Origin of the sequence: Staphylococcus sp. 11511212 (genome assembly GCF_011394755.1) — a bacterium.
In the GTDB taxonomy this organism is placed as follows: Bacteria; Bacillota; Bacilli; order Staphylococcales; family Staphylococcaceae; genus Staphylococcus; species Staphylococcus chromogenes.
The window spans coordinates 470682-486965 of record NZ_JAANBQ010000003.1; the positions used below are offsets into that span (position 1 = coordinate 470682).

Consider the following 16284-nt stretch of genomic DNA (forward strand, 5'->3'; position numbering starts at 1 on the left):
GTTTAGCAGTTACGAAACACACTCATCAAAATACGACGTAGCTACAGCCCGAATCTGTCGGAGTTGTAGCTTTTTTTATTAATAAAAAAGGAGCAAAAGACCTATACCGGTCTTGCCCCTTATAAACTCTATTGAATACCTTTTAAGATATCCTCTAAATCATCAAGCATACCAAGTGCTTTTGCAACACCTTTTCCATAATTAGGATCTGCTTGGTAACAGTTTCTAATGTGGCGATGTTTCACTTCATCTGTTGTACCGTCCATTTCGTTTGCTGTATTGATAAACATACGTTCTTGTTGTTCTGGCGATTGTAAACGGAATAATTTACCCGGTTGTTCAAAGTAATTATCGTCATCTTCTCTGAAATTATGTTCATATGCATCTCCGTTTAACTCTAGAGGTGGACGTTTGTATTCTGGTTGACTTTCATGTGTACCATAACTATTTGGATAATAATGTGTTTGACTTCCTTGGTTGCCATCTAAAATTCTCATTTGACCATCACGGCTGAATGGGCAAAGGTTTTCTACACCGACGCCTTTAGGTTGGTTTACTGGAATTTGCCAGTGGTTTACACCTAAACGATAACGTTGTGCGTCTCCATATGAGAATAAGCGCCCTTGTAGCATTTTATCTGGTGAAAAGTCTAAACCAGGAATGATATTTGTTGGCGCAAAAGCAGCCTGTTCAACATCTTGGAAATAGTTGTCAGGGTTACGATTAAGCTCAAACTCACCAACTTCGATTAAAGGGTATTCCCCTTTGTACCAAACTTTGGTTAAATCAAACGGGTTATCTTTATGATTTTTAGCTTGTTCTTCTGTCATCACTTGAATGTACATTTTCCATTTAGGGAAATCTCCGTTTTCAATGGCATTATACAAATCTCTTTGAGAAGATTCGCGGTCTTCACCTACAATTTTAGCCGCTTCATCAGGCTGTAAGTTTTCAATGCCTTGTTGTGTACGGAAATGGAATTTCACCCATACACGCTCATTATTTGCGTTAATCATGCCATACGTATGTGAACCAAAACCATGCATATGTCTAAAATCTTTTGGAATCCCTCTATCAGTCATTAAAATTGTTACTTGATGCAATGCTTCTGGTAACGATGTCCAGAAATCCCAGTTATTTTGGGCACTTCTCATATTTGTTCTTGGATCTCTTTTTACAGCACGGTTTAAACTTACGAATAATTTCGGGTCACGGAAAAAGAATACAGGCGTGTTGTTACCTACTAAATCCCAGTTACCTTCTTCAGTATAAAATTTGAGGGCAAAACCACGAATGTCTCGTTCTGCATCGGCTGCGCCACGCTCTCCAGCTACAGTTGAGAAACGTGCGAACATCTCAGTTTGCTTTCCGACCTCAGAAAAAATTTTAGCGCATGTGTATTGCGTAATATCGTTCGTTACAGTAAATGTACCAAATGCACCTGAACCTTTCGCGTGCATTCGGCGCTCAGGAATCACTTCACGGTCAAAATGTGACATTTGCTCTAAGAAATAAGGATCTTGCATTAATAAAGGACCACGCGGACCAGCTGTAGCAGTGTTTTCACGATCTCCAATCGGGTGCCCAAATAAACCTGTTAATTTTGATGGCTCTCTTCGATTCATAGTTAAAACCTTCTTTCTTCCTTGTTTATAATAATTCTAATCTGTCACTTACTTTGAATTATACTTAAAAATTCAAAAAAAAGGAACTATTTCGCCTTTTTTAACGGTTTCTTTTTATTTTAGGACTTTAAAGTTATAAAATACTATTGAAACCCCTAGTATTTGCAAGTACAATAAATAGAACAATTGATTAGGGAGAAGATGCTTATGGAAGAAAAAAGTTTAAATCGAGGACTCCAATTGCGTCATATTACAATGTTCGCTATTGGAGGCGCAATTGGTACAGGCTTATTTGTTGCAACAGGAGGGGTTATTGCTCAAGCAGGACCTGGAGGGGCAATATTAGCTTATTTAATCATCGGTACAATGCTCTATTTCTTAATGTCATCGATTGGAGAAATGGCTACTTTTTATCCTGTATCTGGATCATTCAGTAGTTATGCCACTCGCTTTGTCGATGCATCACTTGGTTTTACGATGGGATGGCTTTATTGGCTCATTTGGGCACTAGTGACAAGTGTAGATATCATTATTGCCACCAATGTCCTAAGTTATTGGGATGCATTCAGTTTCTTCTCACCTATGGTTTGGAGTATCATATTTTTAAGTCTTTTACTTCTATTAAATATATTCTCTGTAAAAGCGTTTGGAGAAGCAGAATTTTGGCTGTCTTTAATTAAAGTAGTTACCATCATTGTATTTATCGTTCTCGGTCTTCTTATGATATTTGGCATTTTAGGAGGCCACACTTATGGCTTTGATAATTTCACACATGGAGAAGCACCATTTGTGGGTGGCGTGTCAGGTTTCTTAAGCGTGTTGCTTATCGCCGGTTTCTCAGTGGGAGGAACAGAAGTTGTTGCCGTTACTGCTGGAGAATCAGATAATCCAAAAAAATCTATGCCACATGCAATTAAGCAAGTATTTTGGCGTATTTTATTATTCTATGTCCTCTCGATTGCAGTCATTTCAGCTATTATTCCTTATACTGACCCAACCCTATTAAATGAAAGTGGTTCTATTACGCAAAGTCCGTTTACAATTGTTTTTGACAAAGTAGGCATTGCCTTTGCGGCTTCAGTGATTAATGCTGTTATATTAACGTCTTTATTATCTGCATCGAACTCTGGTTTGTTTACAACAAGTCGTATGCTATTTTCACTTAGTCAACAAGGATCTGCACCTAAAGTTTTAGGGCGTATCAATCATGCAACAAAATTACCACTCAACGCATTAATAACAACATTTGTTTTAATTACAGCTGTGACAATATTTGCCAATTTTAAACCCGAAAGTGTAATGGGGTTATTAAATATTATCGGCGCTTTAATTACTTTTGTTTGGGCTTCTAGTATTATTTCTCAAATACGTATGAGAAAAGCAATCAAAGCACAACGGAAAGATATTGATCAATTATTACCTTATAAATCACCCTTGTTCCCAGTTGGTCCAATTATTGTCTTGATTATTATTGCATTTTTAATTTTTGGAAGTTCTTTCGACGCCATTTTAACGTTAGATATTCCTAAACTCGCACAAAGTTTCTTACCTATTATTCTGTTAATTGGCGTGTATTTCGGACATAAATTGATACACAAAACTAAAGTGATTCCACTTGATCAAATCGATTTATCAGAACACGAAATGTATACACAACATAAATAAATGAATTCGGTAAAGTTGGATGTTCCTCTATCCGCTTTACCGATTTTTTATGCCGTTTTCAGTAAAGGTAAAATCATGTATAATTAAGTAAACAAACAGTAAAGGGTGGACGTATATGGTTGGACAAACAAACCTTTTTGATGATGTTTTAAAGCAAGAGGAACGCTTCGTCATTGTTGTTCAAGCTTTTGAAGACAAACATCATCAATTAACAAAACGTACATTACGTGAATATGCGAGCTTAACACATGAGCAAATGGAAAATTTATATACCCATTTAAAAGAACTCTATTTAGAACAACCCTTCGAAAAGCATCAAACGGCCTTTTCAATTACCGTTTATACAAATCTTGACTACGCGGCAGACCAAGTATACGCGCATATCAAACGTCATCGCGGGAAACACGAATGGACGCATACAGCAAAATAGTAAATAACCAAAAACGTTAAGTGACAGCGCCGTCACTTAACGTTTTTTACAATTTATAGGTTATATGAGTTGTTTTAAGGCAAAAGGAATACCATCTTCATCATGACTTTTGGTCGTCATCGTCGCACGTGATTTTAATAAATCAATAGCATTGTCCATCGCAACAGAGGTCCCAACCACCTCAAACATTTCTTTATCATTTGCGCTATCTCCAAAAGCGATCATTTTTTGAACATCTAAATTTAAGCGGTTGGCTAAATCTTGAATAGCCTTACCCTTTGAAACACCGCTACTCATAAATTCTAAAAAGAATGGCTTACTTGTAGTACATGCGATCTCATCATTAAAATGTCCATCGAGAGTATTAAAAATCTCAGAAATATGTTCCTCATAGTCAACACCCATCGCTTTAGGTACGGGCCCCTGAATATAATCTTTTAAATCTTCGACCTCTTTCATCGGTAACCCCGTTATTTCTGATTCAATAGACATGTATTCATGTTGGCCTTCATAAACAATATGACCTTCATGGTAAGTTAAAGTGAATAATCCCTTTTCTCGGCAAAAATCCACAATTTTATCAAAACTTTCTTTGGAAATCATTTTACTCGCGATAACTTCTTTCGTTTTTAAATCAATCGTATTCGCTCCATTATAAGACATAATATAACTTTCAAATTGATCCATTTTTAAAGTATGAGCCACAGGAATCATACCTTCCGTAGGTCTTCCAGAGGCAAGGGCAATGGAATAACCTGCTTCTTGTATCTCAATAAGATAATTTTTTGTTGTTTCAGATACAATGTTTTCAGAAGTCATCAATGTATCATCCATATCCATAATGATTAAATCTGGTTTCATAATTACGCTCCTTCCATTTCAACTTAATATTACACCATTCCCAACTTAAAAAATAGAAAAAAAAGCCAGAACACTTGATAGATGTTCTAGCTTGATCTCTACTTTAATAATGAAAAATAACTTTCGATTTGACACCTTGAGTATTTACCGTCACTAACTCTGAATGGCACGTTTTGACATATTTCCGTAACGCACGCACGAGTGGACCACTTTGTTCTTTTTTAATCATCGTTAAAATCGTTGGACCCGCTCCAGATAGGACAGTTGCATAGGCATCGAATTGTTTTCCTAACTGTTTGACCACTTCAAAGTCTGGAAGTAGATGCTGTCGATATTGTTCATGTAACCCGTCTTGCTCCATCATTTTTCCAGCTAACTCGTAATTATGTTGAATGAGTGCACTGATCATCGTATTACTAATAGCACTAAATTTAACCGCATCTTTATGTGAAATCGATTCAGGTAACACGCTCCGTGCTTTTTCTGTTGCTAATGGATAGGATGGAATCGTAACAATAAAATCTACATCTGGTATATCAATGTGTGCGACATCTGTTCCCAAAGTTTCAGCATTATGATATCCAACCACGAGGCCACCATATATTGTGGGCGCTACATTATCAGGGTGACCTTCAATTTCAGTAGCTAATTGTAACAACTCATATTTAGACAGTTCAATGTCCCCAAAATAATTGGCAATATAAAGTGCACCGACAAGTGCAGATGCTGAAGACCCTAATCCTCTCGCTAGCGGTATATCACTATACATTTTAATTTCCAACGAAGGCAGCTTTACATCAAAACGTTCGGCCACTTGTTGCGCAATTTTATAAACGTAATGGGATTCGTCTGTCGGTAAACCTTCTAAACATGCTCCATCATGCACAAATTTCCAAGAGTTACTTTGAATAGGTTGTGCCTCAATAATAAGATATTTATTTAACGCCATACCCACAGAATCAAAACCACATCCAAGATTCGCCGTTGAAGCGGGAACCTTTAAAGTTAATTTATGTTTAATCATTGCAACGCATCCTTAATATATTGAATGATACTGGCTTTATCATTTGGCAAGGCTTGGATAGGATTTTCAAGTAAATTAATCGCTGTATCTGGATCTTTAAGTCCGTTCCCTGTTAAAACTGCTACAACTTTTTGTCCTTTAACCAATTTACCTGCACGGTGTAATTTTATCAAACCTGCGATAGATGCATTGCTTGCTGGTTCACTAAAAATACCTTCTTTTGACGTCATGAGTTGATAAGCTTCTAAGATTTCATCATCTGTAACTGCATCGATTAACCCGTTCGAGCTATCTATTGCATCAATAGCTTTATCCCAACTAGCAGGATTCCCAATACGAATTGCCGTTGCGATTGTTTCAGGATTTTTAACCACCTTATTTTGTACAATAGGTGAAGCTCCTTCAGCCTGAAAACCGTACATGTATGGTAGCCCTGTTTGCTCACGCTCATGATATTCCTTGAATCCTTTCCAATAAGCTGTGATATTACCGGCATTACCCACGGGTATCGCCAATATGTCTGGTGCTTCTCCCTCTAATTGCTCCACGATTTCAAATGCCCCTGTTTTTTGACCTTCGATTCGGTAAGGGTTTACAGAATTAACTAATTCAATATCTCCATCTTGGGCAACTTCTTTAACAATTTCTAATGCTTCATCAAAGTTTCCTTCTATGGACACGATTTCAGCACCATACATCACCGCCTGTGACAATTTGCCTAGCGCGATTTTCCCTTCCGGAATAACTACAATAGATTTTAATCCTGCACGTGCAGCGTATGCAGCTGCAGAAGCAGATGTATTGCCGGTAGAAGCACAAATCACAATTTTACGTCCTTGTTCTTTCGCCTTTGTTACAGCCATCACCATTCCACGATCTTTAAATGAACCTGTCGGATTAGCCCCTTCATATTTGACGTATAATTCAATACCTAACATTTCAGACATTGCGCCACAATAGATTAAGGGTGTATGACCTTCATTCAATGACACGTGTGGTGTATTTTCATCTACAGGTAAAAAAGAACGGTATTCTTCAACTAAACCTTTCCACATTTTCATAGTAATCAAGCTCCTTCAACTGGATAAATTTTCGTAACGTGATACCCTTCCTCAGCATCAATATAGCTTTGAGGATGACTGTCTAAACCCCCGATAATTAATGCCACAGTGTGATCATTGATTTCTGCGACTTTCAATGATTTATGGAATGGGAGGCAACCTTTGATGACGGATTCTATTTGTTTTAAAGAAACTGAAGGTGTATCTACTACAACATAATAACTTTCTTTTTCTATTATGGAAATAGGTTCATTACTATCCATCATTTCTTTTGTTTGTTCTGTTTTCAATTCAAAATGGGGTGGTAATGTATGTAGATCTGATTCGAATTGTAATGATACATTTAGTAAATCACTGACAACTGCACTACCTGTAGCAAGACTTCCTGCACCTTTACCGTAAAACATCGTTTCTCCTACCGCATCGCCCACAACATAGATAGCATTATATTCATTTTCAACAGAGGCTAATTGATGCTCATTAGCCAATAAGGTTGGTTTAACAGAGGCTTCTACACGACCATTCGTATAGCTCCCCTTACCGATAAGCTTAATCTTGTATCCTAATATTCGTGCTGCCTCAATATCTTGAGGTGTCACATTTGAGATGCCTTCAGTTTCGACATCTTGCAAATTAATGACCTGATTAAATGATAAATAAGATGTAATCACTACTTTTCGGGCCGCATCAATGCCTTCAACATCATCAGTTGGATCAGCTTCAGCAAACCCTAAATCTTGTGCTTCTTGTAACGCGTCCTCGTAAGCACTTCCTTCTGCAGTCATTTTTGACAATATGAAATTTGATGTTCCATTAAAGATTCCCATAAATTCACTAATGTTATTCGCGTTCAAACCATTATTAATCGCATTAACGATTGGAATTCCTCCCGCCACACTCGCTTCATATTTTAAAGCGACCGCATGCGTTTGTGCCAAATCTTCAAGGTCACGTAAATGCACTGCGAGCAAGTCTTTATTTGCTGTGATAACATGCTTGTTTTGTGTTAATGCTGCCTTTAGCCAATCAACAGTAGGCTCAATTCCTCCCATAACTTCGATAACAATATCAACTTCAGCGTCGTTTAAAATATCTTCTACGTTTTCTGTGAGATGGTATTTTTGTATATTAATAGGACGATTTTTATTTTTATCTCTTACTAGAATATGTTTGATTTGAATATCTTTTTGGATGGTATCTTTAATTTGTTGGTGATTTTCCTCTATAATTTTGACTACACCTGAGCCAACAGTGCCTAATCCTAGTAATGCAACATTCAGTTGTTTCATAAAAAATCCCTCCGTATTAATCTTTCGATATGTGTTGTAATGTTGAATTCTATGTAAATATGGTTTAGTATAAGTGCATTAATAAAGTTTGTAAAGTTCTAAAAATTTAGAAAACACAGACTTAGTTGGACTATGAGAATAGTTTATACTAAAAATGATGTTAATCATGAAAGAAAGGTTGTCGAATGAAATGAAAGTATCCAAATTTGGTGGTAGTTCTGTTGCAACTGCTGAACAAATCATAAAAGTGTTAAATATCGTAAATAGTGATGATGAAAGGCAAATCGTAATTGTTTCTGCACCCGGTAAAAGGCATCAAAACGATACGAAGACGACCGATCTTTTAATTCGCCTGTATGAAAAAGTCATTAGTGATTTAGATTATTCACATAAGAAAGGCGAAATTTTAGAACGCTTTAATGATATTATAAAGGGTCTTGATTTAAAAACCAATATTTTAGAGGAAATTGACAGAACATTAGAACATCTTATTGAAGAACTCAAAGATCAACCTGAACGCTTATTAGATGCATTAAAGTCCTCAGGGGAAAATTTCAATGCCCAAATCATCGCAGCATATAATACACAACAGGGCTTTCCAACAAAATATATGTCTCCTAAAGATGCCGGAATCATCGTCACTGACGAACCAGGTAACGCACAAATACTTGAAACTAGTTATGATAAAATCAATACTTTAAATCATTCAAACCATAAAATTATCATTCCTGGCTTCTTTGGCTATTCCGAACAAGACAATATCGTCACTTTTCCAAGGGGAGGATCAGACATCACAGGTGCTATTATTTCACGCGGAGTAAGAGCTAAATTATATGAAAATTTTACGGATGTGTCTGGTATTTATCGTGCCAATCCAAATGTGATTCATGAACCTGAGATTATTAACGAAATTACATATCGAGAAATGCGAGAATTGTCTTATGCAGGTTTTGGGGTATTTCATGACGAAGCTTTACAACCTCTTTATCGTTATCGCATTCCAGTCGTCATTAAAAATACAAATCACCCAGAAGATCCAGGAACATTTATCTTACATGATCGTGAATTTGATCGAAAAAAAGTTGTCGCTGGCATCAGTTGTGACAAAGGATTTACGAGTATTAACATAAAAAAATATTTAATGAATAGACAAGTTGGTTTCACAGTTAAAATATTAAATATTTTAGCTGAAAATAATATTTCTTTTGACCACATGCCATCTGGAATCGATAATATTAGTATTATCATGAGAACTGCTCAAATACGAGGTAAGGAACAAAAAATACTAGAAGCCATTCGCCAACAATGTGATATTGATGAACTTAATATTGAACAAGATTTAGCGATTTTGATGGTTGTTGGAGAAGGCATGAGTGCCACTGTCGGAACGGCAAACAAAATAACTACCGCTTTAGCAGATGCGAATATCAACTTAAGAATGATTAATCAAGGTTCTTCGGAAATATCTATGATGTTTGGTATTTCGAATGATGATGCAGAAAATGCTGTCAAAGTTTGCTACGATAAATGCTATGATTAACTACTTGTGATAAATGAAAAAATTAAATATTCCGTATGACTTAACAAAACAAACCACCCGTTCACACGGGTGGTTTTGTCTGAAATTCAAATTTATGGGTCCTCCAATTTGCTTTATAGAAAATTTTAAAACGGATATCCCCACAACCTGTTTATTTTGAACTTCTTTCTTGTATCACTTTTCTTAAACGCTCTTCGCCTACAACAGTCTTCAACGTGACGAATTGGAAATAACTCATACGATCTATTAAATGTCTAATATACCTAACTTGTTGATCGTTTATCGTGTCATACAAATGAAACATTAAAATAATTTCAGGCTTAATAAAGTCGACATTCCATTTTAACGAGTGATAATAAATGTGCTTTTCCGGGATACGAATCTGGTTATCTAAACGAAAAATCCATTGGTCATCGTCGACATCATATATGCGAATTTTCAAGATACATTGCGTCCCTTTTTTAACAGCGATGAAGTAAATTTGATTTAATTCAATCTCATCTTTATGGATACGTTCACCGTTTTCATCAATTCCCTCGATTTGATAAGTTTCAGGAATGGCATCAAGAACAGTTAATAAATGTTGCCGTTTTACACTAATCGCTATCTTTTTGGATATATCTAATTGATCGTTTAAAAACAATTCTGTTGCAACATCACCATAAAATTTAAAATATTCTGGAACACGTGCGATTAGAATATCCATTAATTCTCTTGTCATATGTTGTGGTTTATTGTTCATCTTCATGCCCTCCTTTCTGGAAACCGCTTACATCACATAGGTCATTATATTAAAAAGTAGAATAATAAGCAATGTATTGAGATGTGTTAACTTGGAAATCTATAAATTGTTCAATTTTGATACAATTCTTCGTTAAATATTTGAAAATGGGGACAAAATGTCATCATCGAAATTAGTGAATCATGACGACAATGAACAATTTCTTTTAAAATATAAAAGCTATAATTTTAATAGTCAAATGCTATAATTTTATGACTTTTAATTTACTTTTTAAACACCCACTCTAAATTCACCCCCTTTCATCTTGATTAAATATTTTTTATTATTTTATTGATTATATATTTTAATACCGTTAAAATGATAAATGATTCAACCAAAACTGCTTTTGTGCTATATTAAAATTTTTTCGTTTTTGTTGCACATTTCTAAGAGTATTCCATTGAAAAGTATAAAATTTTTAATATAATATAGTATAGGTTCTCAAAAAGATTAGAAAAAAGGAGTGAAATAATGACTAAACAATACGATTTAGATATTAATAAGGTTTTTTTTCTACGAGTCACACCGTAAAAAAATAATAAGTGAACTAAAAAAACGACATAATTTGAAATTAAATGACATTCTGTTTTTACATCATCTTAAGACAACTGAAAGTCGCCGTATTTCCTTACATAAAGTTAAACAATCCATCGATTTTAGTCTCATGGAAATACATAAATCATTAACCGCTCTTACTGAAAATGGAATCATTGGTAAAGAACGCTCAACAGAAGATGAACGTAAGGTGTTCATTACTATTAATGATGAGCAAGAAAAGAAAATGACTGAAGTTCTTGCTAATTTTGAAATCCTTATTAAAGATATCGTACAGTCATAACTCGATAATTTAATGTATATAAAGAGAGTAAGAATAACCCAATTTGTTATTTGGGTTTGTATCTTACTCTTTATTACTTTTCTTCAAAATAATACGTTGTTATAATGTTTGCGCTATTTTAGAATACGTACAACCAAATGAATAAAAATATCATTTTAACAGTAATAAACACTAGCCTTCGTTAATAGATAGGCTAGTGTCTCTTTTATCTTTCCCAAATATTTTTTTGTTGCTTTTGAGCTTCTTTTTGTGCTTGCTCAATACGAATTTGATATTTATCGTTTGGACGATAAAACTTCGCACGTGCCAAGCCTTCTTTAACAATCTTTTCATTATACATTTCATTTCCAAGCCATACATAAGCTAAAGTTCTACCATAACGGTCTTTTTCTTCACGATCGTATTCTAAACGTACATTTTGGTTAGTCAAATGTTGTTTTGTATAATTTGAAGCGGCCTTACCATAGGGTTGAACGGGTGTATTAGGTTTGACTGTTTCTGGTGTGTCCACACCAATTAAACGAACCCTTGTTTGTTCACCGTCTTTATCCACAATAATTGTATCACCATCTATGACACGCAAGACTTTATAAGTCTCTCCATTCGTTTGTCCGCTAGACGCCTTAAATGGCCCACTATCTGTCATATATTGAATTGACAGAACAATAATTGCAACAATAACTACTAAAATTCCAGTTGTAATTTTTTTCATATGTCCACCCTTTTCTTATCGTCTCATCTATCATAATGAATTTGATGAGACAGGTCAATCCAACTCAAATCGAAAATTTAATAAGAATCTCATTTCATTCTTTAGGAGTAATGATATAATTTAATCAATAGGAGTGAAAATAAATGAATACATTACGTGAAAACAGTCTTTCTATCATTATAATAATTTTTGCGATTGCGCTTGGATTTTTCTTACAACATTTTTATCATTTACCCCTCATAGCTGGCGCTTTTATTGGCGTATTATTAGGTGTGTTAGGTGGTTTTATCATACAGTTGATTAAAAGTAAACAAAACAAGTCCACCGATAAAAATGACAATCCCCCAAAATGATACGTGATACATTCCTAAATATCACTTTTTAACAAAACGCAAAATTGCGATTCAATCAAAAACGGGAGTTGTTAATTAAGAATTGCAACTCCTGTTCTTATTTAAATCCACCCTGCTTCTTTCGCTTTCTTCCAAGCATCAAATCGATTTTCTGCTTCTAATTTATCTATAATTATAGAAGCATAATTTCTCACTGTCCCTTCAGATAAGTACAATTTATGAGCAATATTTTTAAGACTTAGCCCTTCACCAATTTCCATTAATATCATTTGTTCACGATGTGTTAGCGGATTCTTTTCAGTAAAATAGCGCGTCATCAATGCTGGACTATACGTTTTTTTATTTTCAAGCGCGCTAAAAATTGTATATATTAAATCTTCAATGGGTTGTTCCTTTAAAACAAATGCATCCACGTCGTTTGCTACAGCTTTTTCAAAATAACCTGGTCGTTTAAATGTCGTTAGAATAATGACTTTAACATCATAATGTTGTTCACGAATTAAACGGAGGACTTCCAAACCATCCATTTTTGGCATTTCTATATCTAGAATAACGACATCCAGTGATAATAATTTTATATGGTTCCAAGCATCTTCTCCATCTAAAGCTACGTGTACAACTTCTATTCGATGATCGAGTTCTATTAACTGTTTCATTGCATCAGCCACCATTTTTTGATCTTCCGCTAGCAATAACCGAATCATTTAATGTACTCCTTTTGAAAAGTCATATCTAAAAGTAATCCTTCTTTATTTGAGTGGACCCCAAGTTCACCCTCTAATTGTTGAACACGTTTCTTAATACTTTCTAATGTTGGAATTTCTTTTAGCTTCATTCCATTATCTTGAATTCTAAGATTTAATAAAGTGCCACATTCTGAAATGGCCACTGTCACGCAACTTGCATCTGAATGTTTTATGATATTATTTATGGATTCTCTTAAAATCATTGCTAAAAGTGTTTGGTTCTCTTTTGAAATGTAATGGATATATTCATTGGAAAAATAGACAAATTCAATTTGTGCCTGTTTTAGCAATTGGTTAACACGTTGCACTTCTGATTCAAAAGTGACCCATTGTACATTTTCAACAATTAAACGGACTTGATTGAGTGTCTCAGTTGAAATTTGTTTAATTTCTTTGATTTGATTCACAGCTTGATTAGATTGTTTTTCAAATAATTTTTCTGCGAGATTTGCTTTAATACTAATACTCGCGAATACATGTCCTAAAGTGTCATGAAGATCTTGAGCAATCCGTTGTCGTTCTTGGTCAGCTACAAGTTCTTCAATAATATCCTCTTGTCGTCGAATTTTGGCTGTTAAATGATCTTTTTCGACGTTTCTAATATTGACAACAAAACAAATCACCAAAATGATTTCTATAACTAATACATATAATGTATATTCACTATTAAAATTCAAGGTTAATCCTAATATGAGTATTAAAGTTCCGAAATAGATCGTCATAATTAACTTTGATAACGCTTCGTAAAATTGCATCGGTAAATAATAGGTCAAAAATACGAGTAAAATAACTGTTGTCGGATTAAGGAGGAAAGCTAAACCTAGAATACATAGACATTGTATTAAAACTAAAATTTTTAAATTTTTATCTAACTCATCCAGAGTGTATATTGAAAGTAGCACTGTTGTTATCATAATAATACTCCATAATCCAAAGGCAACTAACGATGAATAAAGTTGTTTGTGACTTATAATTGCAACGAGTGGGATGAGTAAATACGTTAAATGAACATAAGGGTATCGTTTTAATCTTTCTTTAAATGTCAATGTCATCTCTCCATTTGTGTCGACAGATAATGTTGAGTATTATCATGATTATACTAAAAATGAAAAGCTTTAACATAGATAACCATAAAATTCCACCATGATTTATATAATAAATGACAACATGTCGCATATGGGTGGTCGGTACCCATTCTGAAAGCATACGAAGCAAATTTGGAAATCGATCTAATGGTATCCATAACCCACCCAAAAAAGCTAAGATGAAGTAAAGGCAGTTGCTTAACGCAACAACTTTAGAAACATCCTCAATTAAACTTAAGAGATACGCAAAAGGATACAATGTCATTAATACTAAGTTAATAATGACAAACATTCCTACCCATTGCTGTAGGCTAAGACTCACCCCATTTAAAGTGCCAGTCACGAGCAGGACACTTGCCCCTATGATAGATAAAGAATGCGTCTTTAACGACTTGCTCAAAAAATACGTATTATACGATACACGGGTATTAACGAATCTTTTAATCCATTCTAACTGTCTTTCAATCGCAAGTTCTTGTGGAAAAAGGATTAATACAAAACTCATCGCACTATATAAAGCCATAGAAATCATATAATTCTGTCTAAATGCCAAGCCTTTTAACACATCATCATTTGGGAGTGCTTGTATAGAAATAAGATAAAAACAGAAAGGCAGCAATATGAACATAGCTAACATAAGCTTCTGTCTACATAATCGCTGAAATTCAAAAATCAGTATAGGAAGCATTTTAAACCTCCTCCTTTCTTAATAGCAGTTTTATCATCTTTAGAAAGTGTTCATTTGCCATATCAATTTAATTTTTCCATTTTCTAACATGTAAATTCGATCACAAAAGGACTTTAATTCCTCAAAATCATGCATAATAATTAATATGGATGTTTCTGGTTTTAAAAAGGTTTGGATAACCTTCCAAAATTTACTTTTAGTTTTTTCATCCAAGTGATTTGTGGGTTCATCTAAAATTAAAAAGTCGGGGGTTTTAGATAATGCTAGCGCAACATCTAGCATTCGTTTTTGTCCTCCTGAAAGTTGATGTATGAATTGTGATGTATTGTCTATACTACATATCGTTTGTAACTCACTGAGCGTCAAGCTTTGGGAATTGAGTCGGTGAAAAAGTTGCAACACTTCTCTGACTTTTATATAAGGCGGAAATTGACTCGTTTGATATAAAATGGCCTTTTTCAATGATGATTGCCATAGAATCTCACCCTTTGTATAAGGTTTCATCCCCATAAGAATGTCCAAAAGTGTGGATTTACCTGTACCATTTTCTCCAATTATCCCTACTTTTTCGCCGGCATGAATTGAAAAAGAAATTTCATCTAATATCTCACATTCACTGATTTGGTACGAAAGATTTTTAACAGATAACATCTCATCCCTCCTTTTACTATAGTTTAGAACATCTAAGGGAGACTTTAATGTCTAAAATGTCATTGACTTTATATGACATTTGTCATAAAAAACGAAATTAATGATAATCAATTATGAACATGACGCGGCACATTCACTTTTCGGAATAAACACTAAAAAAACTAGGTTGACTCATACTTCAACCTAGCTTTCTTCAACATTATTTTCTAATTTCTTTTGATACAGATACAATTTCTCTGCCGTTGTCAGTGTTAAATCACTCACCATATTCTTCTCATTTCTAAGCCTTCCTATTTTGGCACGACTTACACCTGTTTCTTTTTCAATTTGATACGAAGTTATATTTGAGTTCAACAATTTCAAGATACTTTCTTGAATCATATAGAAAGTGTTCATATTGCCCACCCTTTCACCATCATTTAAAAGAGCAACAAGAAATTTCATTCAATTTAGCATGCCGAACTGTTAAATTTCGAAGATTTTTCAGAAAAACAACCTTATTTTCCTGAAATTACAGACAGTTATGAATGAAATTCATCTTAATAGATCATATCGCTCATATCTTTAAAATTTTATTCTATACTATCATTAAATAATTAATGGAGGTGATAAACATGTTTATCATTAGATTAATTAAAAAAGTTATTGAATTCTTTAAAGGGTTATTTAAATAATAGCCTTTCAAGCCTCTTCTTAACGGTTGGTGGGCCAACTCACTAACCGTTAAGCTTTTTCATTTTATCCAATATTTTTTCGAAATAATGAAAATAACGATGATATTAGTCATGATTGTTAATAATGACAGTATTGTAGAATTTTCTTGCATTTAAGGACCTCCTCCATATTTATTTAATTTCTCTCTTTTAGATGACACTCAATCAATTGAAAGAATTAAGTAGCTTTCGCAAAACTATGGCCTCTACTTTATCATGCTC

General features: G+C 34.3%; 18 protein-coding genes. 6 read left to right on the forward strand and 12 right to left on the reverse strand.

The genetic code is table 11. The features are described from left to right. Positions 1-128: 128 nt before the first annotated feature. Positions 129-1625 carry a catalase gene (locus G8Y84_RS03725; protein WP_037573488.1) on the reverse strand — a complete coding sequence of 499 codons (1497 nt, stop codon included), beginning with the start codon at positions 1623-1625 and terminating at the stop codon, positions 129-131. Positions 1626-1832: 207 nt separating this feature from the next. On the opposite strand from G8Y84_RS03725, the gene G8Y84_RS03730 reads away from it, so the two are divergent. Continuing rightward, positions 1833-3290: an amino acid permease gene (locus tag G8Y84_RS03730; protein WP_105962795.1), complete on the forward strand. Its 1458-nt coding sequence runs from the start codon at positions 1833-1835 to the stop codon at positions 3288-3290. Between the two features lie 115 nt (positions 3291-3405). Beyond that, positions 3406-3720 carry a hypothetical protein gene (locus G8Y84_RS03735; protein ID WP_037573482.1) on the forward strand — a complete coding sequence of 105 codons (315 nt, stop codon included), beginning with the start codon at positions 3406-3408 and terminating at the stop codon, positions 3718-3720. 60 nt (positions 3721-3780) lie between these two features. Here the strand turns inward: G8Y84_RS03735 and G8Y84_RS03740 are convergent, their stop codons facing one another. The 4 genes from G8Y84_RS03740 to G8Y84_RS03755 all read right to left on the reverse strand — a co-directional run bounded on the left by G8Y84_RS03740 (position 3781) and on the right by G8Y84_RS03755 (position 7955). Continuing rightward, positions 3781-4581, reverse strand: a complete 801-nt coding sequence (locus tag G8Y84_RS03740) for a Cof-type HAD-IIB family hydrolase (RefSeq protein WP_037573479.1) — start codon at positions 4579-4581, stop codon at positions 3781-3783. A gap of 103 nt (positions 4582-4684) precedes the next feature. After that, entirely contained in the window at positions 4685-5602 is a 918-nt protein-coding gene (thrB, locus tag G8Y84_RS03745; protein ID WP_165806224.1) for a homoserine kinase, read from the reverse strand. Beyond that, positions 5602-6666, reverse strand: coding sequence for a threonine synthase (gene thrC / locus G8Y84_RS03750; protein WP_037573474.1), 1065 nt, complete (start codon positions 6664-6666; stop codon positions 5602-5604). Before thrC ends, thrB begins: the two co-directional genes overlap by 1 nt. A gap of 5 nt (positions 6667-6671) precedes the next feature. Further along, complete coding sequence (locus G8Y84_RS03755) at positions 6672-7955, reverse strand: homoserine dehydrogenase (protein ID WP_037573467.1); 1284 nt, start codon at positions 7953-7955, stop codon at positions 6672-6674. A gap of 190 nt (positions 7956-8145) precedes the next feature. On the opposite strand from G8Y84_RS03755, the gene G8Y84_RS03760 reads away from it, so the two are divergent. Next, positions 8146-9495, forward strand: a complete 1350-nt coding sequence (locus G8Y84_RS03760; RefSeq protein ID WP_037573465.1) for an aspartate kinase — start codon at positions 8146-8148, stop codon at positions 9493-9495. Between the two features lie 151 nt (positions 9496-9646). On the opposite strand, the gene G8Y84_RS03765 is transcribed toward G8Y84_RS03760, so the two are convergent. Continuing rightward, a complete protein-coding gene (locus G8Y84_RS03765; protein ID WP_037573463.1) occupies positions 9647-10237 on the reverse strand; it encodes a hypothetical protein in 591 nt (196 codons plus the stop codon). 538 nt (positions 10238-10775) lie between these two features. Here G8Y84_RS03765 and G8Y84_RS03770 point away from each other — a divergent pair. After that, a complete protein-coding gene (locus G8Y84_RS03770; RefSeq protein ID WP_275128891.1) occupies positions 10776-11114 on the forward strand; it encodes a transcriptional regulator, SarA/Rot family in 339 nt (112 codons plus the stop codon). Between the two features lie 205 nt (positions 11115-11319). Here G8Y84_RS03770 and nucI read toward each other — a convergent pair whose 3' ends face one another. Then, positions 11320-11826 carry a thermonuclease NucI gene (nucI, locus tag G8Y84_RS03775; protein ID WP_037573459.1) on the reverse strand — a complete coding sequence of 169 codons (507 nt, stop codon included), beginning with the start codon at positions 11824-11826 and terminating at the stop codon, positions 11320-11322. Positions 11827-11969: 143 nt separating this feature from the next. Between nucI and G8Y84_RS03780 the strand changes: the two genes are divergently transcribed. After that, on the forward strand, positions 11970-12179 hold the full coding sequence (locus G8Y84_RS03780) for a hypothetical protein (RefSeq protein ID WP_037573457.1): 210 nt from the start codon (positions 11970-11972) through the stop codon (positions 12177-12179). A 101-nt stretch (positions 12180-12280) separates the two neighbouring features. On the opposite strand, the gene G8Y84_RS03785 is transcribed toward G8Y84_RS03780, so the two are convergent. The 5 genes from G8Y84_RS03785 to G8Y84_RS03805 form a co-directional block, all read right to left on the reverse strand. Further along, positions 12281-12883 (reverse strand): response regulator transcription factor, encoded by a 603-nt coding sequence (locus tag G8Y84_RS03785; protein ID WP_103159573.1) that lies wholly within the window; start codon positions 12881-12883, stop codon positions 12281-12283. Then, entirely contained in the window at positions 12880-13971 is a 1092-nt protein-coding gene (locus tag G8Y84_RS03790) for a sensor histidine kinase (protein ID WP_157946083.1), read from the reverse strand. The genes G8Y84_RS03785 and G8Y84_RS03790 overlap by 4 nt, the downstream gene beginning before the upstream one ends. Continuing rightward, on the reverse strand, positions 13961-14698 hold the full coding sequence (locus G8Y84_RS03795; protein WP_105962793.1) for an ABC transporter permease: 738 nt from the start codon (positions 14696-14698) through the stop codon (positions 13961-13963). Before G8Y84_RS03795 ends, G8Y84_RS03790 begins: the two co-directional genes overlap by 11 nt. Positions 14699-14737: 39 nt before the next feature. Next, positions 14738-15349, reverse strand: a complete 612-nt coding sequence (locus G8Y84_RS03800; protein WP_165806123.1) for an ABC transporter ATP-binding protein — start codon at positions 15347-15349, stop codon at positions 14738-14740. A gap of 183 nt (positions 15350-15532) precedes the next feature. Then, positions 15533-15745, reverse strand: a complete 213-nt coding sequence (locus G8Y84_RS03805) for a Trp family transcriptional regulator (RefSeq protein WP_103159576.1) — start codon at positions 15743-15745, stop codon at positions 15533-15535. Positions 15746-15963: 218 nt separating this feature from the next. Between G8Y84_RS03805 and G8Y84_RS11555 the strand changes: the two genes are divergently transcribed. After that, positions 15964-16023, forward strand: a complete 60-nt coding sequence (locus G8Y84_RS11555) for an epsilon family phenol-soluble modulin (RefSeq protein ID WP_391530055.1) — start codon at positions 15964-15966, stop codon at positions 16021-16023. The last annotated feature ends 261 nt before the right edge of the window (positions 16024-16284 follow it).